We start from the raw sequence: 18273 nt of genomic DNA, 5'->3' as shown, positions 1-18273 counted from the left end.
AGAAAGTTGAGGCAGCTTATTGTGAGCGCTCCGGATTTGCCGGTTCGCTTTATCGTTGAAATCGTTTGTTTCTTAAGTTCCCTCTCATGCGCGTCGCCATGATATAAGAATAGAAATGCCGGTTTAATGCAACCGAGAGCTTCGAATCCTGACTGTCTTGGCGTCCGACGCCATGCATCGCAATCGAATATGTGCGCATTAGGGCGACTGGCAGATTTGACAGTTGTATCTTCCGTTTCTTTAGGGTAGGTCCAGTGTTGCGTGGGGCCTGTAGCTCAATTGGTTAGAGCCGGCGGCTCATAACCGCTTGGTTGGGGGTTCGAGTCCCTCCGGGCCCACCATTTCCTTTAAAAGCAAAGACTTGCAAAACAGCCTTCGTGTTACGAAGGCTGGGCTTCTTGCCGTCTGCGCTTGTCCAAACCTCAGCGCGTTCATCATTCTTGGATCATATCCGCGACCCGCTCTGTCGGGTTGATTTCGCAACGGTTGGCCGTGCGCGAATGGCGGATTAGCCTCTCAAATTTTCAACAAATTTTTAGGCGTTTGTTAAGGAAATAGTAACGCAATGTTATAATTTTTAAATAAGCGTGATTTTGTAATATTATGGAGGTTTTGGGCGATGAGGAAAAATGCAACCACCGTTGCGTTAGCGCTGGCAGGGTTGGTGGCGAGTTCTCTCGTGGCTACGGCAAAGACGAATTATATCGGAGAATTCAGGGACTGGGGTGTTTATCAAAACACTGATCTTCCCGGTAACAAATGCTATGCTTTGACGGTTCCGATTAAATTTCACCCCGTAGATGTCAGGCACGGCGATAATTTCATTATTATTTCCAAGGCAAGCGGACAGTACAGTCCACAGCTCGTCATGGGCTATGATCTCAAGTCGGACAAGGCCGTGAATGTCATGGTTGATGGCACTGCGTTTCCATTCTTCAGCGAAGGCAATCGCGCCTGGGCGGAGAATGTCGCCGATGAAACGCGGATCATGCAGGCAATGCGCGCGGGCAAGACGGTCAATGTGCAGGCGGTCTCAGCGCGTGGCACGCAGACGCGCTATACATTCTCGCTGATCGGGCTGTCAGCATCGCTCCAGCGCGTGGATGGCTGTTGATACAGCCACCAGAAAGAAAGACCCCGCCATGGCGGGGTCTGGGGTTCTGTGGCATTAGAGCGGTTCCGATTAAAACGGAATCGTGGAACCACTCTATCTATTTGTTTTTACGCATTATCCTACGCAAAACCGCTACGCACTTTTGCTGGAAATGCTCTAGAGGCCGAGGAACGTGAACGGTTCGGTTTCCTTGAACTGATCATTGGCCATGCCGGAGAATGTATGGGTCTGGTCGGGGCCGAGATCAAGCTTCTTCACCTTGCCGGTTTCGGGTGAAAAATCGATCTTGTTCAGGTCCATCCAGAATGTATTCGGCGTCAGCGCGGATTCAAAGAAATAGAGCTTGCGCTTGTGGTCGGCCACGGTGCGCCAGCGGGTCGATGAAATATTGGGCTGATCGGGTGTGCTGATGCCGAACGGCACCGAGACATTTCGAATCACGCTGAACACGCTGGCAATGGTCTTCACCGGGTCTTCCGTTTTGGGAATGGCATCGACGTAGAAAGACGCCCGGGCAAAGCGGTCAGCGGCGCGATTGGTGCCCGGCAGCATGACCGTTCCGCCGATATCTTTCCAATAGGCGTTCAGCGCAAGCTGCTGATCGAAAGTGGGCGAATTGGTCATCACCGGATATTGCTTGCCGTGATGGATGACCTGTTTTCCATCGATATATTCGATGATGGCGCTGTCGCCGCTGGAATCAGACATTGCGAGATGCAGCGTGGCGAGACGATCTTCGCCCGGCACCTTGTCGGTTACGATATTGAACGGGTTGTCGCTCAGCGCTTTGACGGCTTCATCGACGGTCGCGAAATTGTCGAGGACATATTGCGCCCAGGCGGCGATGCTGAGGCTTGGGTGCTTTTCATCGAAGGGCGGATATTCCGATTCCACCAGCCAGAGCACGCTTGCCGAAAGCCCGGCTTCATTGAGGCCGTCGGTGGTCGAAATATCGTAGCCGGAGGCGATGACGCTGCCATATTTGGATTGCCACTGGACGGAATTCGGCCCGGCTTCGCCGGAGCGCTTCATGCCGCGTGGAAAAATCCATAGATTGGTCGCGACGTCGACTTTCCAGTCCATGGAGCGGGCTGTGATGATCTGATCATTGGCGCCGTGATAGACGAGGCGCGTGCAAGCCTCGGCGACAGGAGCAGCAATCATGCTGCCTGCCACAAGCATCGCCGTGCATGTGGCGGCAAAAGAACGTTTCAATATCGTCATGGATGGCCCCTGTGGTGTCTTCGTTTCAATGCAGGATCGGAACGGATTGGCGTGCAACGCCCCGTAGCGCGATATAGGGCATGGGGTGGGGAAGAAAAGCGGATGCGTGACGCGTTCCGTGCGTTTGAACTAGTGATGGCCCGTATTACCGCCGGGCTTGCGATTGACACCCTGAAGGATAACTTCCAGAAGCCAAGGTTTTTTTTCAATGACCTCGGTCAGGTCATTGGCGCCAATGCAAAAACCAGCTTCCCTGAGCATGGTGTCCGCGGCTGCGCCTGAACCGTTCGTCTTGTCGAGGGACAGATGGTGTGCGCGACGCAGCAGCATTTCCGCCGGTGTAAAGCCGCCTTCCGCGAGGCTTTTTTCTATCCGGCGCTGAAGCTCTTCTGGAAGAAGCATAGTGCGATGGTCCTCATTGATATTCGGTGTGGTTCGAAGCGGCTTGCTTCAAAGAGATCTAAGTCCGACGCCCCACCCGTCACTATAGATAGGCCTATTGAACAATTTGAGAATATGAAAAGCGAAATTGCCGGGTCTCTCCTCGCAGAATGCATTTCCACACACATGAACAAAATTTTGCCTTTGTTTCCCTTGTTTGGGGATTTGTCGGCTCTTACATAGGGTTAAAGCCTGAACGGGGAACGGCGTCGCTTTTTGTCGATGTCGGGAGAGGGCTTCGTTGAGAGATGAACAATTTAACGGTTTGCAATGGCCACCCTACGTTATTTTATATGGCCCATGATTTTTACAGTCGTGGGTCTCGCGGCTGCCGTCTGGCTCGGATACGAGATGACCGGCACCTTTGGGGGGATGGTCTCCGTCTTCATCATCTGCGCTGTCTTGAGCGTTCTTGAGATATCGCTCTCATTCGACAATGCGATTGTAAATGCGCGCATTCTGCGTGACATGACACCCGAATGGCAGCATCGCTTCCTGACATGGGGCATCATCATCGCCGTTTTCGGCATGCGCATCATTTTCCCACTGGCTATCGTCGCGGTCGCCATGTGGACCGATCCGATTTCAGCGCTCAAACTCGCCATCTGGCAGCCGAATGAATATGCTCGGGTCATTGCCGAATCCCATACGGGTATAGCGGCTTTCGGCGGTACATTCCTGCTGATGGTCGGCATGAAGTATTTCTTCGACGTCGAAAAGGATGTGCACTGGATCAAGGCAATCGAAAGCCGCATGTCCAAATTCGCATCCGTGCAGGGCGTGGAAATCGGCGTGGCCATCGCGCTTATCCTGTTTTTCTCCTACCAGCTCGATGCGGTTCACGCGCATACGTTCCTCGTTGCGGGCCTGTTCGGCCTCCTGACCTTCCTGGCGGTTGAAGGTCTGGGTGAAGTGCTGGATGCCACGCAGGAGCAGATGGACATGGTCCATCGCGGCGGTCTGGGCGCTTTCATCTATCTCGAAGTGCTTGATGCAAGCTTCTCGTTCGACGGCGTTATCGGCGCATTCGCGCTGACGACGAACCTCTTCATCATCGCAATCGGCCTTGGCATCGGCGCCTTTTATGTGCGCTCGCTCACAATCATGCTGGTTGAGCGCAAGACACTCGGCCAATACCGCTATCTGGAACATGGCGCGTTTTACGCCATCATGGTTCTGGCGGTGGTCATGTATGTACAGACGCTGGTTCATATACCGGAAGTCATTACCGGCCTGATTGGCGCGGTTCTGATCGGTCTCTCCTTCATGTCGTCGCTGCGCTATAACCGGCTTAATCCGCACTGGCAGGATGAAAGCGAAGAGGCCACTGGCCATTAAGCTTCGATACCAATGATTGGAATGGGCGGCTTCAAGCCGCCCTTTTTGTTTGCGTTCCGGATCGGGCAGGGTAAGCCATAATTGTCGACCCGCTTGACCGAATCGCCAGAATTGATGAGCCTCAGCTCTGCGCTCACTATGCGCTTAACGTGCTGCGGCCAGTCCGGGGGAACTGTGAGGTCGGTCGGCTGCGGTCAAACTGAAGGGGACATTCATGGTCGTTACCCGTTTGAGCAAGACCGCTTTCGTAGCGGCAATCGCTTTCTTTGCCACGCTGGTGGCCTTCGGCAACATCACCGATTACGGCACCAATTTCGCATTCGTCCAGCATGTGCTGATGATGGACACGATCTTTCCCGATGCATCGATTAAATATCGCGCCATCGATAATCCAACCCTGCATCACGCGGGTTATATTCTGATTATTGCCGCTGAAACGCTGACCGCCATCCTGTGCTGGATCGGCACCTTCGCGATGCTGGGGCGGCTGACCGATCGCGCTGCCAGCTTCAACCGTTCCAAGAAATGGGCCATTGCCGGGCTTTCACTTGGCTTTCTGGTCTGGCAGGTCGGCTTTATCTCGATGGGCGGCGAGTGGTTCGGCATGTGGATGTCACAGACGTGGAATGGCATCGAATCGGCCTTCCGCTTCTTCATCACCATCATTGCCGTGCTGATCTACGTGGTCATGCCCGATGGAGAGTTAGAGTAAATGTGCGGCTAAAGCAGGCTCGTCGATCAGTTCGACGCCAGCCTGCTTCATCTTTTCCAGCATGCTGCTGATGGAACCGTTGAGGTCGATGCCGCGGCAGGCATCGAGCTGCACGCGCACCTGAAAACCTTGCGCAACCGCGTCGAGCGCGGAATAAGCGACGCAGAAATCGGTTGCGAGACCAGCCAGCGTCAGCGACCCAATGCTGCGTTCGCGTAAATATCCGCCAAGGCCGGTCGGCGTTTCACGGTCGTTTTCGAAAAAGGCGGAGTAGCTGTCGATACCGAAACGGAAGCCTTTGCGGATCACCAGTTGCGCCCGTGTCCATTGCAGGGCGGGGTGAAAATCCGCACCGTGGCCGCCTTGCACGCAATGGTCGGGCCAGAGCGTTTGCGGCCCGTAGGGCATCTCGACCATCTCGAAAGGGGCCTTGCCCGGGTGGGTGCTGGCAAAGCTTGAATGACCCGCCGGGTGCCAGTCCTGTGTCAGAATGACATGTTCGCTTTCATCGATCAGACGATTGACGGCAGGCAGGATTTCGTCGCCATGCGCGACGGCCAGCGCGCCGCCGGGGCAGAAGTCGTTCTGGACATCGACGACAATAAGGGCATGACCGATCATAAGCGCTCCTGCTTCATTTCCAGCTTTTTCACAGCGACTATAATCAGCCCGTTTTCCCGAAACCAGCGAATATGCACGTTCTGGTATAACATGGATAAGGGTGCTAGGGACCGCGCTTGGCAGTGACAATAAAGGCAGGGATCACCATGACAGACGAAATCACGCGCGACAGCAACGGCACGCAATTGAATGACGGCGATTCCGTCACGCTGATTAAGGATCTGAAGGTCAAGGGAACCTCGACCACGCTGAAGCGCGGCACGATGGTCAAGGGCATCCGCCTGACGGGAAACCCCGCCGAAGTCGATTGCAGCACCAAACAGGTCAAGGGCCTCGTACTGAGGACCGAGTTCCTGAAGAAAGCTTGATTTAGGCGTCGATCTCCACGCGACCGCGCGGACGGCTGCAACAGGCGAGAATGTAGCCTTCCGCGATTTCATCATCGCGGATGCCGCCATTGTGGTTCATCTCGGTCTCGCCGCCGAGGCACTTCACCTTGCATGTGCCGCAAATGCCGAATTCGCAGGCGCTCGGTATTTTCAGGCCGCCATTGCGGGCTGCAAGCAGGATCGTGTCGTTCTCGGTGCATTCGACTTCGATGCCCGAGAGGCTGAAGACGACACTGGCTGCGGCCACCGCAGGCGCTGCCGGTGCGGCGGCAGCAGCAGCGGGCGAGGCGGGCGCCAATGCACTTGGCACAGGCACTGACGAAATCTCGCTCGCGGGCTGGAAGCTTTCCTGATGATAATTGGCCATGTCGAAGCCGGATTGTTCCAGCAATCCGCGCACGCCGTTCATGAACGGTTCCGGGCCACAGCAGAATACCTTGCGGTTCTGGAAGTCTGGCGCAAGCAATTCAAGCCGCGCACGGTCGATACGTCCGTGCAGGCCCGGCCAGACGTGGCGGGCCGAGGATTGCTCGACGACGAAGGCCAGCCGCATGGCGTCCATACGGCCGGAAAGCAGTTCCAGTTCCTTGCGGAAAATAATGTCGTCCGGTGTGCGGGCACAATTGATAAAGGCTATGTCGGTTCCCGGTGCGCAGTCGAACAGCCAGCGGGTCATGGACACCATCGGCGTAATGCCGGAACCAGCCGAGATGAACAGGTATTTTTCGCTCGGATGATTGGCCAGCGAAAAGTCGCCATTCGGGCCGTAGGCCTTGATCTTCATCGGCGGGCGCAGATTGTCGAGCATCCAGCGCGTGCCGATGCTGTCCTTCTGTGCCTTCACGGTCACCGAAATATGGTAGGGCCGCGACGGCGTGGATGACAGCGTATAGGTTCTGAGCACAGGGCCAAGACCGTCCGCTCGCTCCAGCGGCAGTTCCAACGTGACGAACTGGCCCGGCGTATAGCGGAACCAGTTGCCTTCCTCGGTCTTGAACGAGAAGGTCATGACATCTGGCGCTTCTTCGATGGCTGAAATGCATTCCAGCATTTGCAGCCTGTCGTTCCACGGCAGCATCTCATCCAGATATTTCAGAGGCTGCATGGCCTTCTCGCTTGTCTATTCATATCAAAACGGGACAGGCCGGACTTGATCCCGGCCTGCGGCTTGGTTCGTTCAGCGGGCCTTGATCAGGCCACGCGGCTCAGCTTGGCCGCTTCACCACGCAGGCGCGGCGTGATCGTATTGGTGTACCATTCGAGGAACTGCATCACGCCACCTTCATGCTCAACCGAATAAGGGCCGGGCTGATAGGCGGGCGAGCGGATGCCGACGGCATTTTCCTCGACGATCTGCCGATCCTGATCGTTTGTCTGTATCCACACATGGGTCAGTTCGTCCAGATCGTAATCGACGCCTTCGACCGCATCCTTGTGCACCAGCCATTTGGTGGTGACGAGGGTTTCCTCAGCACTGATTGGCATGACGCGGAAGGAAATGGCGTGATCGGCCATCAGGTGGTTCCACGTGACCGGATAGTTGAAAAGCAGCATCGCGCCAATATTGGTATCGCCTGCAACCTGTTCGCTGAGCGGCTTTTTGACTGCGGCCTTGCCCGACATCGTGTAGCTCACAGCATCGCGCAGAAGCGGAATGCGGGTGATGCGATAGCGACCGTCTTCGGACATTTTGAATTCCGCCGGCAGACCGGCGCTGGCGCAATTCTTCCAGAGCTGGTTGATTTCCGGGTCTTCCATGACACCCTGCACGCCGGTTGCTGATGGCGCTTCGGGATAGGTGCGGCAGAGTTCCGGATGGTTGGCCGCGCAGTGATAGCACTCGCGATTGTTTTCCCAGACCAGTTTCCAGTTGCCCTTTTCGATGATCGAGCTTTCGAAAGCGACCTTGGCGTCCTTGATATTATGCGGCGCGAGATAGGGTTCGACCAGATCGCGGAAGGCGGCGAAATCCGGCGCTTCGTCGGCGACGCAGATATAGATATAGCCTGCAACCGTCTCGCAATGTACCTGCTTCAGGCCATATTCGGCGGGCTTGAAATCCGGGCCTACCTGGCGCGCGAACAGCAGGCGGCCGTCCAGTTCATAGGTCCACTGGTGATAGGGGCAGACGAGCTTGGCCGCCGTGCCTTTTTCGGCAGAACAGATGCGCGAGCCGCGATGGCGGCAGGAATTGTGGAAGGCGCGAATACCGCCCTGTGCGTCGCGCACGATGACGACCGGATAAGCGCCGACCTGCACGGTCATATAGGAGCCGGTCTTCGGCAGTTCGCAATCATGGCCGACAAACAGCCAGTCGCGATAGAAGATGTTTTCCAGATCCAGCTTGTAGTAATCGGGATCGGTGTAAAACTTCTGCTCCAGGCTGAAATTGGGGTCGCGCCCGGTCAAAAGTCCCAGCATTTCGTTGCGAACGTCCATCATCACGACCCTTGCTTCATCTTCGTTAGGATCGGCATTTGCTGTTCTCCCAGCGACCTTGGCCTGATCCGGTGTTCCCTTTGTCTTCCAGAAGCACGGCTTTTGCCGTTACATCAATGGCTTGTCTGCTCCCGCTTCGGGGGCCGGACTGGCTTCTGTTGTCATGATTCAATCACTGAAATGTTCTAAACGCGCATTGGGATGCGACATGGATTTCGCGTAAAGACGACACGCCAAAATGTCGCTTTTGCGGCAAGGCGTATAACAGCAAATATGCGTGACAGCTGGCTGCAAAGCATTTCCGGGATTGCCAACTGGTGGGAAAGATAGTTACCACACCAACCAGACAGAATTTGTTTCATTCCGTGGGAGGTCCAGAGGCCATGAAGCGTTCAGAAATCAACGAGATTATCCGCGAAAGCGATGCGTTTATCCGCTCATTTGGCTATGTCATGCCGCCCTTCGCTTACTGGACCCCGGAAGAGATGAAGCTGCGGACGGGCAGCGATGCCGCAGCCATTCGCGATGCGCGTCTGGGCTGGGACATTACGGATTACGGTCAGGGCAAGTTCAAGGACCTCGGCCTTTTCCTGTTTACGACACGCAACGGCAATGCCGATGACCTCAAGCGCGGCGGCGGCATGCTTTATGCTGAGAAGATCATGATCTCGCGCGAGAACCAGTTGTCGCCGATGCATCGCCATGTGGTGAAGGCCGAAGACATCATCAATCGCGGTGGCGGCACGCTGGTGCTTGAACTGTTCAACTCGCGTCCCGATGGCAGCGTCTGCGAACAGTCCGATGTCACTGTCGCGACCGACGGTCGTCTCGTGATGCAGAAGGCGGGCGCGCATCTGAAACTGTCGCCCGGTGAAAGCGTGACGCTTCTGCCCGGCAACTGGCATGCCTTCTGGGGCGAGGGCGGCGACGTGCTGATCGGCGAAGTCTCGACCGTCAATGACGATCTCACCGACAATATTTTCCGCGAGCCGATTGGCCGCTTTTCGAACATTGAAGAAAACGAGAAGCCGCTGCATTTGCTTGTATCTGACTATGACAAGTGGCTCTAAGCCAACAGATTTCGGCTCTGGCCGCCTGCAAATGGCGTGATTTTGCGCTTCCGGTGCTCACCTACATTAAGTAGGCTGCGCGCCGGTTCTCAAACCCCACCATTTTCGGCAGGCCATAACCGGAATCTCCTCAGGCGGATCGGCCTAATCAAACTGAAGGACTGAACATATGAAGCTGGCGATGATCGGTACGGGCTATGTGGGTCTGGTTTCGGGCGTGTGTTTTGCCGAATTTGGCTTTCACGTCACCTGTGTCGACAAGAACCCGTCGATCATCGAACGGCTTGAGGCGGGCAAGGTCACGATTTTCGAGCCGGGTCTCGATGAACTGCTGACCCGCAACATCCGTGACGGGCGGCTGGACTTCAGCACTGATCTTGCATCAAGCGTTGCCGATGCGGATGTGATTTTCATTGCTGTCGGTACGCCGTCCCGGCGCGGCGATGGCGAGGCCGACCTGCAATATATCGAAGCGGCAGCCGACGAGATTGCTGCGGCGATGAAGCCGGGCGCTGTGGTTGTCATCAAGTCCACGGTCGTCGTCGGCACCAATGCGCGCATCCGCGACCGCATTGCCGCAGCGCGCCCAGGTGTGGCGTTCTCCATGGTTTCCAACCCTGAATTCCTGCGCGAAGGCTCGGCCATCGAGGATTTCATGCGGCCGGACCGCGTCGTGGTCGGCGTAGAGGACGAGAGCGGCAAAGCTGCGATGCAGCGTCTCTATCGTCCGCTCTATCTGCGTGAAACGCCGATGGTCGTGACATCGCTCGAAAATGCCGAGATCATCAAATACGCAGCTAATGCCTTTCTGGCCATGAAGGTGACCTTCATCAATCAGGTCGCAGATCTGTGTGAGAAGACCGGCGGTAATGTGCAGGAAGTTGCGCGCGCCATCGGGATGGATAACCGCATTGGTTCGAAATTCCTTCATGCTGGCCCGGGCTTTGGCGGCTCATGCTTCCCGAAGGATACACGCGCCTTTGCCGCGACCGGTAAGCGTTACGACGCCCCGCAGTCGCTGATCGAGGAAGTGATTTCCATCAACGAAATGCGCAAGCAGTCGATGGCGGAACGCATCGTTTCTGCTGCGAAGGAAAGCGGCGCAAAGACAGTCGCGGTGCTTGGCATCGCGTTCAAGCCGAATACCGATGATATTCGCGAGTCTCCGGCACTGGACATCGTGACCGCAATCCAGAAGGCCGGGATTTCAGTGCGGGCGCACGATCCGGAAGCCATGGATGCAGCCAAGGCTGTTCTGCCGGGTGTGATCTGGTGCAGCTCGGCCTATGAGGCGGCGGAAGGCGCTGGCGTGGTCGCGCTTCTGACCGAATGGAACGCCTATCGGGCGCTCGATCTCAAGCGCGTTGCAAAAGCGATGACTGGAAAAGTTTTGATCGACCTGCGCAATGTCTATAAGGCTGAAGATATCACAGGTACCGGCCTCGATTATCGTTCGGTGGGCCGTACAGTAAAGGTCTGATTGTCGGATAGGTTCTTAGAAAATGAGTGCGTCAGGACGGACAGTTCTGGCGCACTTTTTTGATCTGCTACGGGCAGCGCTTTATTCGCTCGCCGTGATCTGCTTCTTCTCATTGGCGATCAGCCAGAGATTGCGGACATAGACAACGAGACCAAGACCCTGTCCCGCGATGAATACGGGGTCCTTGCGCTGGATCGCATAGATCAGCAGCAATGCGCCGCCGAAGAGCGAGAAGAACCAGAATGCCACCGGCATGACGCTTTTCTTGGCCTTCTCAGATGCCAGCCACTGCACGACAAAGCGCATGGTGAAACAGGCCTGTGCGATGAAGCCAAGCACGATCCAGCCATCCCACTGAGCGACGAAAACTTCGTGCAGCCAATGCGACAGGCTGTTGAAAATGTCAGTCATGGGTAATCTCCGTCACACGCGGCACAACCTTGCGGCGCTTGCGCAGCCACCAGACACCATAAAGATCGAGAATGCCACGCAGTCCGCGATCGAGAATGCCGTAATTGGATTTGCCGTGGCGGCGTTCGCGGTCGACCACATCCACATGCACGACATCGAAACCTTCGCGCAGCGCCAGCGATGGCAGATAGCGGTGCCAGCCGTCGAAGAAAGGCAGCTGGCGGAACAGGTCCGTATGCAGCGCCTTGAGGCCGCAACCGGAATCGCGCGTCTTGTCCTTCAGGATAGCGCCGCGCAGATTATTGGCGAAGCGCGACGACAATTGCTTCAACTTGGTATCCGTGCGCTTCAGGCGCTGGCCGGCGGCAATGCCATAACCTTCGCCAGCTTCGACGAGCGCGTCGACCAGCATTGGCAGATAGGCCGGATCGTTCTGGCCGTCGCCATCCATCGTCACTACAATATTGCCGTGTGCGGCAAAAACACCGGAACGCACCGCCGCGCTCTGGCCGGATGAGCGGTCATGGCGCAAATGGCGCAGCGGCTTGCCTGCATGGATGCGCCGGGCAATCACATCGCTTGTCGAGTCCGTCGAGCCGTCATCGACGACAATCACTTCATAGGCGCGACCCTGCATCGCGGAATCCACTTCATCCAGCAAAAAGGCCAGATTGTCCGCCTCGTTACGGCAGGGGATGACAACAGAGATTGTCGGTGTTTCCACGCAGAGTGTTCCTTCGTTCCTTGCGCTATTCTTCAAGCGCAGGCTCCATTTTCGATGTCTGGAGGCCCGATATCGCGCAAGCCGCGGCCAGTTTTTTCAGCATCGGCTTTTCCCGAAACCGATAATCACTTTCGGGGCCGATGCTCTAGCACTGAATACCCGAAGAAGCCAAGATGCTTCAAGAAATCGTGAGCCAAGCCCAACAGAAGAGAATGCCGCCGCTTCTTAACCGGACTTCGACAGAGACGGAAGGGTTTCCGCCAGCCAATCCAGAAATTTCTGCGTCACTTCGTTTCGATTAATGTCGTTGAGACTTTCATGGCGGGTTTCTGCGAGGATCAGGCAGGTCACCCGTGTGAACCCCATGCGCTGCATGCGCTTCGCCAGCCGGGAGACGGCAGCACCTTTGGCAGTAGCCGGATCTTCGCTGCCGCCGACCAGATGAAAGGGCAGGTTGCGCGGGATATTGCTGAAGTTGCGATCATCCGCGCCGCGCGCGGTCATGTGCACGAGATCGAGCCAAAGGGATACAGTGGCGTCGAAGCCGCAGAGCGGGTCGGCGACATAGGCATCGACCTCCGCCGGGTCGCGCGACAACCAGTCGAAGAGCGTGCGATGGCCGGGAATGGCGCGGCCCCAGGCGCGGAAGGTCAGTTTCGGCAACAGGCTGCTTGGAACATCCGACCCTTTCAGCATGCGCTCTATATAAAGAAGAGCCGCAGCGGCTTTAGCTTCAAGCCCGCCGTCGAAATTGGCATTCCAGACTGCAGCGGCGTCCACCGTGTCGGCATGGTCCAGCACATAGTTCAGGGCAATCAGACCGCCCATCGAATGCCCGAACAGGACCACCGGCAAGCCAGGATGCTCAAGATGGATGTGGCGGTTCAGTGCCAGAACATCGTTGATGGCCACATCATGGCCTTGCTTTTGTGAAAACATTCCTCTCGGTGCATGAGCGCCAATATTCACGCCATGGCCACGGTGGTCATGGGCATAGACGTGATAGCCAGCCTCTGTGAGCGCTTTGGCAAACCGGCCATAGCGCGCGGAATGTTCCGCAAGGCCGTGGCATATCTGAACGACAGCGCGCGGTGTATCGGCAAGCGCGCTTCGAAACGGCAGTTGCGTCGCGTCGGACAGGGAGATGTGATGAACGGTTTCAAACAACATTTTGCCATCTGATTTTATGCCGCGCAAATAGTCAATTCCCCCGTTGAACGCGGTATTAAAAGAGGCATGACAACGTTGTATGAGCGAATTTTAGGCAAAAGCGTTTTTTGTGCAAATTCTGCTTGAAATGCGTGAAAAGCTGGGCAAATCTACGCTCAACGGGGAATTACAGGGGCTTTGACGGTTATAAAGGGCGTCATTTAGAGAAATCCAAGCCATCATTTGCAGGCCGTCCGATGAAAGGGAGGAAACTTTCGCGGACGGTGGCCAGAGGGGAAACCGGGTGACGGAAATATCCGCGCCCGGTTTCATTCTTTTAAGCCCCATTTTTCAAGCGCGTGCTTCTTCGAACAATGTCTTGCCCGTCATTTTTGTTTTACGCGATGGCGTTTGCGTCTGCTCTTTATTTGGCATACATACGCCTCAGCAATTTCCGCGCGGTTCGGCTTCGCATGAACCCGCCGCGCTTTCCAACCCGTGGAGACGACGCGCTTTATGGCACGCCAATTCATTTATCATATGTCCGGCCTGAACAAGGCTTACGGAGCCAAGAAGGTTATCGAAAACCTTCACCTGTCATTCTATCCAGATGCGAAGATCGGTATTCTCGGCCCCAACGGCGCCGGTAAGTCGACGATCCTCAAGATCATGGCCGGTCTCGACAAGGAATATACCGGCGAAGCCTGGCTCGCAGACGGCGCTACGTGCGGTTATCTCGCGCAGGAACCGCATCTCGACCCAGACAAGACTGTGCTCGGCAACGTGATGGAAGGTGTGGCAGCAAAGACCGCCATTCTCGACCGTTACAACGAACTGATGATGAACTATTCTGATGAAACTGCCGACGAAGGCGCGGCGCTTCAGGATGTCATCGACAGCCAGAACCTCTGGGATCTGGAAAGCCAGGTTGAAATGGCGATGGAAGCGCTGCGCTGCCCGCCAGCCGATGCCGATGTCACCAAGCTTTCGGGCGGTGAGCGTCGTCGCGTTGCACTTTGCAAGCTGCTGCTGTCGAAGCCTGACCTGCTGCTGCTCGACGAACCGACCAACCACCTTGACGCCGAAACCACCGCATGGCTGGAAAAGCATCTGCGCGAATATCAGGGCGCTGTCCTGCTTATCACGCACGATCGCTACTTCCTCGACAATGTGACCGGCTGGATTCTCGAACTCGACCGTGGTCGTGGCATTCCTTACGAAGGCAACTACTCGGCTTATCTTGAAGCCAAGGCCAAGCGTATGATTCAGGAAGGACGTGAAGAAGATTCGCGTCAGAAAGCTCTTGAGCGTGAGCGCCAGTGGATTGCCGCGAGCCCGAAGGCGCGTCAGGCCAAGTCGAAAGCACGTATCAAGGCTTACGATCAGCTCGTTGAAGCTGCGGAAAACCAGCGTCCGGGCGATGCCCAGATTCTGATCCCGGCAGGTGAGCGTCTCGGCCAGGTGGTTATTGAAGCTGAAGGTCTGACCAAGTCGTTTGGCGACCGTATGCTGATCGAAAACTTGACCTTCAAGCTGCCTCCAGGCGGTATCGTTGGTGTTATCGGCCCGAACGGCGCCGGTAAGTCGACGCTGTTCAAGATGATCACTGGTCAGGAAAAGCCGGATTCCGGTTTGATCCGCATCGGTGATACTGTGCATCTTGGCTACGTCGATCAGAGCCGCGATCACCTTGATCCGAACAAGAATGTCTGGGAAGAAATTTCCGGCGGCAACGACATCATCAAGCTCGGCAAGTTTGAAATGAACTCGCGCGCTTATTGCGGTGCGTTCAACTTCAAGGGCGGCGATCAGCAGGCCAAGGTTGGTAACCTTTCCGGTGGTCAGCGCAACCGTGTGCATCTTGCCAAGATGTTGCAGGCAGGCGGCAACGTTCTCCTCCTCGACGAACCGACCAACGATCTTGATACGGAAACGCTGGCAGCGCTTGAAGATGCGCTCGAAAAATACGCTGGCTGCGCTGTTATCATCTCCCACGATCGTATGTTCCTCGATCGTCTGGCGACGCATATCCTCGCTTTCGAAGGCGACAGCCATGTTGAATGGTTCGAAGGCAACTTCGAAGACTATGAGGCTGACAAGGTCCGTCGTCTCGGACCGGAAAGCGTCAACCCGAAGCGGGTGACCTACAAGCCGCTTACCCGATAATGACTTCCAAGGCCGGTGCATCGCACCGGCCTTTTCATTTGATGAAAGGAAAGACGATGAAAGACTGGTCCGCAAAGCAATATCTGAAGTTTGAAGATGAACGCAGCCGCCCGGCGCGCGATCTTCTGGCGCAGATACCCCTGACTGCACCGCGCAAGGTGGTGGATATTGGCTGTGGACCCGGCAATTCGACCGAGCTTCTTGTGGAGCGCTGGCCGGATGCTCAGATCGCGGGCTTCGATACATCGCCGGATATGATCGACAAGGCGAAGGCCCGTTTGCCGGATGTGGAGTTCTTCATCAGCGATGCCGCCAGTTTCGAGCCGGATGCCGAAACCGACGTGTTGTTCTCCAACGCAGTCTTCCAGTGGTTGCCTGATCATATCGAGCAATTGCAGCGACTGTTGTCCTTGCTGCAGCCGGGCGCATTTCTGGCGATCCAGATGCCGGATAATATGGGTGAGCAAACCCATGTCGGGATGCGCGACGTTGCCAAGACTGAGCCTTTTGCAGCCAAGATCGGCAAGACGGGCAGGGGCGTGTTGCCGCCGGTCGCCACCTATTACGATGCGCTTGCAGCCGATGCGGCGCGGATTGATATCTGGCACACGATCTACAATCACCCGCTCGCAGGCGTCGATGCCATTGTGGAATGGGTCAAGGGCACAGGCCTTCGACCGTTCCTCGACCCGCTGGATGCGGATGAGCAGGCGGCCTATCTCGCAGCCTATAAGGAGCGCATCGCGCCCCATTATCCGACGACTCGCGACGGCAAGGTGCTGCTTCGGTTCCCGCGCATCTTCATGGTTGTTCAGAAGCGATAATCATGCCGAAACCGGTCACTACACGGGGATGTGATTGATGCTCTCCGTGTCGATGGCCGCGTTGATCCAGGATTTTTGCAATTATTTCAAAGAACTGCGGTGGGCGGTGGCAGGTGAATTGTCGTCGCCCGCTTTGCCATTCGTCACGGGTCAATAGATTGCATGCAAACGATTTTGCACCTATGGTCTGGTCGCATTCTGGACCTGCGCTAATTTAGCGAGCATCCTTATAACGTTGCGCTTTATCCAACAGTATCGCTGTCGTTCGATGTGGGTAGCAGAATCCGCTTTTGGGAGTTTTTAACATGAGCAATGCAGGAACGCATGTCGATGCCAATGGCGAGGTCGAAGCGGCGCATGACGCCCACGATACGCGCCGTCGTGTCTATGCGATTGTGGCCAGCGCCTCAGGCAATCTGGTTGAATGGTATGATTTCTACGTTTATTCGTTTGGTGCGCTTTACTTCGCATCGCAGTTTTTCCCCGCTGAGGATCAGACCAGTCAGCTTTTGAATGCAGCTGCGATTTTCGCGGCTGGCTTTTTGATGCGTCCGATCGGCGGCTGGTTGTTCGGCCGTATCGCCGACAAGCTGGGCCGCCGCACATCGATGCTGATTTCCGTCACCATGATGTGTTTCGGCTCGTTTGCCATCGCTATTCTGCCGACCTACGCCTCAATTGGTGTGCTGGCTCCGGTACTGTTACTGATCGTGCGTCTGTTGCAGGGCCTTTCGGTCGGCGGCGAATACGGCACGACAGCGACCTATATGAGTGAAGTGGCGCTTGCTGGGCGTCGCGGCTTCTTCTCGTCGTTTCAGTATGTCACGCTGATCGGCGGCCAGCTTCTGGCCGTGCTGGTAATCGTGCTCCTCCAGTTCATGCTCACATCCGAGCAGCTTCATGCCTGGGGCTGGCGCATCCCGTTCGCAATCGGCGGTCTCGCAGCCATCGTGGCGCTCTTTCTGCGCCGCACGCTGCATGAAACCACGACTGAAGAAACCCGCAACAGCAAGGCTGCCGGCAGCTTCGCCACCATCTGGAAGCATCATCGCAAGGCGTTTCTGGTGGTTGTCGGCTTCACGGCAGGCGGTTCGCTCGCCTTCTATACCTTCACCACCTATATGCAGAAATATCTGGTCAACACGGCTGGTATGAGCAAGGAAACCGCCAGTGAAACGATGACCTTCGTGCTGCTGGCCTATATGCTCATGCAGCCGCTGTTCGGCGCGCTTTCCGACAAGGTCGGTCGCAAGACCATGATGATCGGCTTCGGCGGTATTTCGATCCTCACGACGATCCCTTTGATGACGCTGATCGGCTCGGTGCAGAGCTCGACCATGGCCTTCATCTACATCGTGATCGCTCTGGCCGTGGTGAGCATGTACACCTCCATCAGCGGTATCGTGAAAGCCGAGCTTTTCCCGGCGGAAGTGCGTGCACTCGGCGTCGGTTTCTCCTACGCTATCGCCAATGCAATCTTTGGCGGCACGGCGGAATATGTCGCGCTGTGGTTCAAGCAGCAGGGCATGGAAAGCGGCTTCTTCTGGTACGTGACCATCATGATGGTCATCGTCTTCGCGGTCAGCATCTTCATGCCGAACCCGCGCAAGCACGGCTATCTGCAAGGGCATGGGTCTGTCGATTAAGCAGACCAACACTCAAAACGATCAAAACGCCGCCTCCGGGCGGCGTTTTCACATCTCCACCGCTTCGTCGTCTTCCGGCGATAAAAGCCGCGTTGCACGCCATTCCGTCAGCTTTGAATTGATTGCATCCAGCACGAAGAAGCGGGCGGAATCCTTGTCATATCCGTCATCGCGTAGCGTATCGTAATCCGTATGGGCATGGCGCACATGCGCCACCGTGGCAAGCCACACCGCCGTGGATGGCGGCAATGTCTTCATGTGCGGGGCCAGAGCCGCCGCTCTGATCGGTTCCGAATCCGAATAGGGGACCGCTGGAAGCAGCAATGTGAGCGATTTGGCGATTGCCTTTTGACGCATAGTGCTCGCACGCATGGCGCTTTCCTTTCCCGCATTCACTGTGAACGAATCCCCAGCTCGATTCATTCTGCCATGAAAAGCGCTTGCATAGGAATGCCTTTCCATATAAACATATCTTTATATGTTTTTAAGCGCAGCGTGGGTTGCGTCCAACGGAAGAGCTGAAGA

18 protein-coding genes and 1 tRNA gene are annotated in these 18273 nt (G+C 56.1%); 10 read left to right on the top strand and 9 right to left on the bottom strand.

From position 1 onward, the window contains the following. Positions 1 to 264 precede the first annotated feature (264 nt). Together QBD01_RS19265 and QBD01_RS19260 are read left to right on the top strand one after the other, a co-directional pair. A tRNA-Ile gene (locus QBD01_RS19265) sits at positions 265 to 341 on the top strand. A gap of 278 nt (positions 342 to 619) precedes the next feature. Next, entirely contained in the window at positions 620 to 1114 is a 495-nt protein-coding gene (locus QBD01_RS19260) for an invasion associated locus B family protein (protein WP_280994133.1), read from the top strand. 156 nt (positions 1115 to 1270) lie between these two features. Here QBD01_RS19260 and QBD01_RS19255 read toward each other — a convergent pair whose 3' ends face one another. Together QBD01_RS19255 and QBD01_RS19250 are read right to left on the bottom strand one after the other, a co-directional pair. After that, positions 1271 to 2338 carry a linear amide C-N hydrolase gene (locus tag QBD01_RS19255; RefSeq protein ID WP_280994132.1) on the bottom strand — a complete coding sequence of 356 codons (1068 nt, stop codon included), beginning with the start codon at positions 2336 to 2338 and terminating at the stop codon, positions 1271 to 1273. A 129-nt stretch (positions 2339 to 2467) separates the two neighbouring features. Beyond that, entirely contained in the window at positions 2468 to 2740 is a 273-nt protein-coding gene (locus QBD01_RS19250; protein ID WP_280994131.1) for a hypothetical protein, read from the bottom strand. A gap of 309 nt (positions 2741 to 3049) precedes the next feature. Between QBD01_RS19250 and QBD01_RS19245 the strand changes: the two genes are divergently transcribed. Continuing rightward, positions 3050 to 4117 (top strand): DUF475 domain-containing protein, encoded by a 1068-nt coding sequence (locus QBD01_RS19245; protein ID WP_280994130.1) that lies wholly within the window; start codon positions 3050 to 3052, stop codon positions 4115 to 4117. A 214-nt stretch (positions 4118 to 4331) separates the two neighbouring features. After that, positions 4332 to 4829, top strand: a complete 498-nt coding sequence (locus tag QBD01_RS19240) for a DUF2165 family protein (RefSeq protein ID WP_151589319.1) — start codon at positions 4332 to 4334, stop codon at positions 4827 to 4829. On the opposite strand, the gene pncA is transcribed toward QBD01_RS19240, so the two are convergent. After that, a complete protein-coding gene (pncA, locus tag QBD01_RS19235; protein ID WP_280994129.1) occupies positions 4821 to 5450 on the bottom strand; it encodes a bifunctional nicotinamidase/pyrazinamidase in 630 nt (209 codons plus the stop codon). The two genes, QBD01_RS19240 and pncA, sit on opposite strands and share 9 nt — an antisense overlap. A 146-nt stretch (positions 5451 to 5596) precedes the next feature. On the opposite strand from pncA, the gene QBD01_RS19230 reads away from it, so the two are divergent. Continuing rightward, entirely contained in the window at positions 5597 to 5818 is a 222-nt protein-coding gene (locus QBD01_RS19230) for an alkylphosphonate utilization protein (RefSeq protein WP_121536434.1), read from the top strand. Position 5819: 1 nt separating this feature from the next. Here QBD01_RS19230 and QBD01_RS19225 read toward each other — a convergent pair whose 3' ends face one another. Both QBD01_RS19225 and QBD01_RS19220 read right to left on the bottom strand, forming a co-directional pair. Then, on the bottom strand, positions 5820 to 6944 hold the full coding sequence (locus QBD01_RS19225) for a hybrid-cluster NAD(P)-dependent oxidoreductase (RefSeq protein ID WP_280994128.1): 1125 nt from the start codon (positions 6942 to 6944) through the stop codon (positions 5820 to 5822). Between the two features lie 86 nt (positions 6945 to 7030). After that, on the bottom strand, positions 7031 to 8278 hold the full coding sequence (locus QBD01_RS19220; protein ID WP_280994259.1) for an aromatic ring-hydroxylating dioxygenase subunit alpha: 1248 nt from the start codon (positions 8276 to 8278) through the stop codon (positions 7031 to 7033). Between the two features lie 383 nt (positions 8279 to 8661). Between QBD01_RS19220 and QBD01_RS19215 the strand changes: the two genes are divergently transcribed. Both QBD01_RS19215 and QBD01_RS19210 read left to right on the top strand, forming a co-directional pair. After that, positions 8662 to 9348 carry a D-lyxose/D-mannose family sugar isomerase gene (locus tag QBD01_RS19215; protein WP_280994127.1) on the top strand — a complete coding sequence of 229 codons (687 nt, stop codon included), beginning with the start codon at positions 8662 to 8664 and terminating at the stop codon, positions 9346 to 9348. A 169-nt stretch (positions 9349 to 9517) separates the two neighbouring features. After that, the gene (locus QBD01_RS19210) at positions 9518 to 10828 is read left to right on the top strand and encodes a UDP-glucose/GDP-mannose dehydrogenase family protein (RefSeq protein ID WP_280994126.1); all 1311 of its coding nucleotides are present in this window, start codon (positions 9518 to 9520) and stop codon (positions 10826 to 10828) included. An 81-nt stretch (positions 10829 to 10909) separates the two neighbouring features. Here QBD01_RS19210 and QBD01_RS19205 read toward each other — a convergent pair whose 3' ends face one another. From QBD01_RS19205 to QBD01_RS19195, 3 genes are all read right to left on the bottom strand, one after another. After that, the gene (locus QBD01_RS19205) at positions 10910 to 11239 is read right to left on the bottom strand and encodes a lipid-A-disaccharide synthase N-terminal domain-containing protein (RefSeq protein ID WP_078338680.1); all 330 of its coding nucleotides are present in this window, start codon (positions 11237 to 11239) and stop codon (positions 10910 to 10912) included. Continuing rightward, positions 11232 to 11963 carry a glycosyltransferase family 2 protein gene (locus QBD01_RS19200; RefSeq protein WP_182521028.1) on the bottom strand — a complete coding sequence of 244 codons (732 nt, stop codon included), beginning with the start codon at positions 11961 to 11963 and terminating at the stop codon, positions 11232 to 11234. The genes QBD01_RS19205 and QBD01_RS19200 overlap by 8 nt, the downstream gene beginning before the upstream one ends. 225 nt (positions 11964 to 12188) lie before the next feature. Continuing rightward, complete coding sequence (locus QBD01_RS19195) at positions 12189 to 13133, bottom strand: alpha/beta hydrolase (RefSeq protein WP_280994125.1); 945 nt, start codon at positions 13131 to 13133, stop codon at positions 12189 to 12191. A 495-nt stretch (positions 13134 to 13628) separates the two neighbouring features. Here QBD01_RS19195 and ettA point away from each other — a divergent pair, with 495 nt between their 5' ends. The 3 genes from ettA to QBD01_RS19180 all read left to right on the top strand — a co-directional run bounded on the left by ettA (position 13629) and on the right by QBD01_RS19180 (position 17748). Continuing rightward, positions 13629 to 15278: an energy-dependent translational throttle protein EttA gene (ettA, locus tag QBD01_RS19190; protein ID WP_280994124.1), complete on the top strand. Its 1650-nt coding sequence runs from the start codon at positions 13629 to 13631 to the stop codon at positions 15276 to 15278. A gap of 56 nt (positions 15279 to 15334) precedes the next feature. Further along, complete coding sequence (gene tam, locus QBD01_RS19185) at positions 15335 to 16102, top strand: trans-aconitate 2-methyltransferase (protein ID WP_280994123.1); 768 nt, start codon at positions 15335 to 15337, stop codon at positions 16100 to 16102. A gap of 305 nt (positions 16103 to 16407) precedes the next feature. Continuing rightward, entirely contained in the window at positions 16408 to 17748 is a 1341-nt protein-coding gene (locus tag QBD01_RS19180; protein ID WP_280994122.1) for an MFS family transporter, read from the top strand. Between the two features lie 48 nt (positions 17749 to 17796). Here QBD01_RS19180 and QBD01_RS19175 read toward each other — a convergent pair whose 3' ends face one another. Next, positions 17797 to 18120 carry a DUF2293 domain-containing protein gene (locus tag QBD01_RS19175; protein WP_078338863.1) on the bottom strand — a complete coding sequence of 108 codons (324 nt, stop codon included), beginning with the start codon at positions 18118 to 18120 and terminating at the stop codon, positions 17797 to 17799. Positions 18121 to 18273 lie beyond the last annotated feature (153 nt).

This window comes from Ochrobactrum sp. 19YEA23, from assembly GCF_029909865.1.
GTDB classification, from domain to species: domain Bacteria; phylum Pseudomonadota; class Alphaproteobacteria; order Rhizobiales; family Rhizobiaceae; genus Brucella; species Brucella gambitense.
The sequence above is the reverse complement of the archived record's forward strand: the minus strand, read 5'-3'. Positions and strand labels throughout refer to the sequence as shown.

Coding starts and splice junctions, on each gene's coding strand:
- QBD01_RS19240 (WP_151589319.1), top strand. CDS start 4,332: ATGGTCGTTACCCGTTTGAGCAAGACCGCTTTCGTAGCGGCAATCGCT.
- QBD01_RS19250 (WP_280994131.1), bottom strand. CDS start 2,740: ATGCTTCTTCCAGAAGAGCTTCAGCGCCGGATAGAAAAAAGCCTCGCG.
- QBD01_RS19205 (WP_078338680.1), bottom strand. CDS start 11,239: ATGACTGACATTTTCAACAGCCTGTCGCATTGGCTGCACGAAGTTTTC.
- QBD01_RS19225 (WP_280994128.1), bottom strand. CDS start 6,944: ATGCAGCCTCTGAAATATCTGGATGAGATGCTGCCGTGGAACGACAGG.
- QBD01_RS19180 (WP_280994122.1), top strand. CDS start 16,408: ATGAGCAATGCAGGAACGCATGTCGATGCCAATGGCGAGGTCGAAGCG.
- QBD01_RS19210 (WP_280994126.1), top strand. CDS start 9,518: ATGAAGCTGGCGATGATCGGTACGGGCTATGTGGGTCTGGTTTCGGGC.
- QBD01_RS19230 (WP_121536434.1), top strand. CDS start 5,597: ATGACAGACGAAATCACGCGCGACAGCAACGGCACGCAATTGAATGAC.
- QBD01_RS19195 (WP_280994125.1), bottom strand. CDS start 13,133: ATGTTGTTTGAAACCGTTCATCACATCTCCCTGTCCGACGCGACGCAA.
- QBD01_RS19255 (WP_280994132.1), bottom strand. CDS start 2,338: ATGACGATATTGAAACGTTCTTTTGCCGCCACATGCACGGCGATGCTT.
- QBD01_RS19245 (WP_280994130.1), top strand. CDS start 3,050: ATGGCCACCCTACGTTATTTTATATGGCCCATGATTTTTACAGTCGTG.
- tam (WP_280994123.1), top strand. CDS start 15,335: ATGAAAGACTGGTCCGCAAAGCAATATCTGAAGTTTGAAGATGAACGC.
- QBD01_RS19220 (WP_280994259.1), bottom strand. CDS start 8,278: ATGGACGTTCGCAACGAAATGCTGGGACTTTTGACCGGGCGCGACCCC.
- QBD01_RS19175 (WP_078338863.1), bottom strand. CDS start 18,120: ATGCGTGCGAGCACTATGCGTCAAAAGGCAATCGCCAAATCGCTCACA.
- QBD01_RS19260 (WP_280994133.1), top strand. CDS start 620: ATGAGGAAAAATGCAACCACCGTTGCGTTAGCGCTGGCAGGGTTGGTG.
- pncA (WP_280994129.1), bottom strand. CDS start 5,450: ATGATCGGTCATGCCCTTATTGTCGTCGATGTCCAGAACGACTTCTGC.
- ettA (WP_280994124.1), top strand. CDS start 13,629: ATGGCACGCCAATTCATTTATCATATGTCCGGCCTGAACAAGGCTTAC.
- QBD01_RS19215 (WP_280994127.1), top strand. CDS start 8,662: ATGAAGCGTTCAGAAATCAACGAGATTATCCGCGAAAGCGATGCGTTT.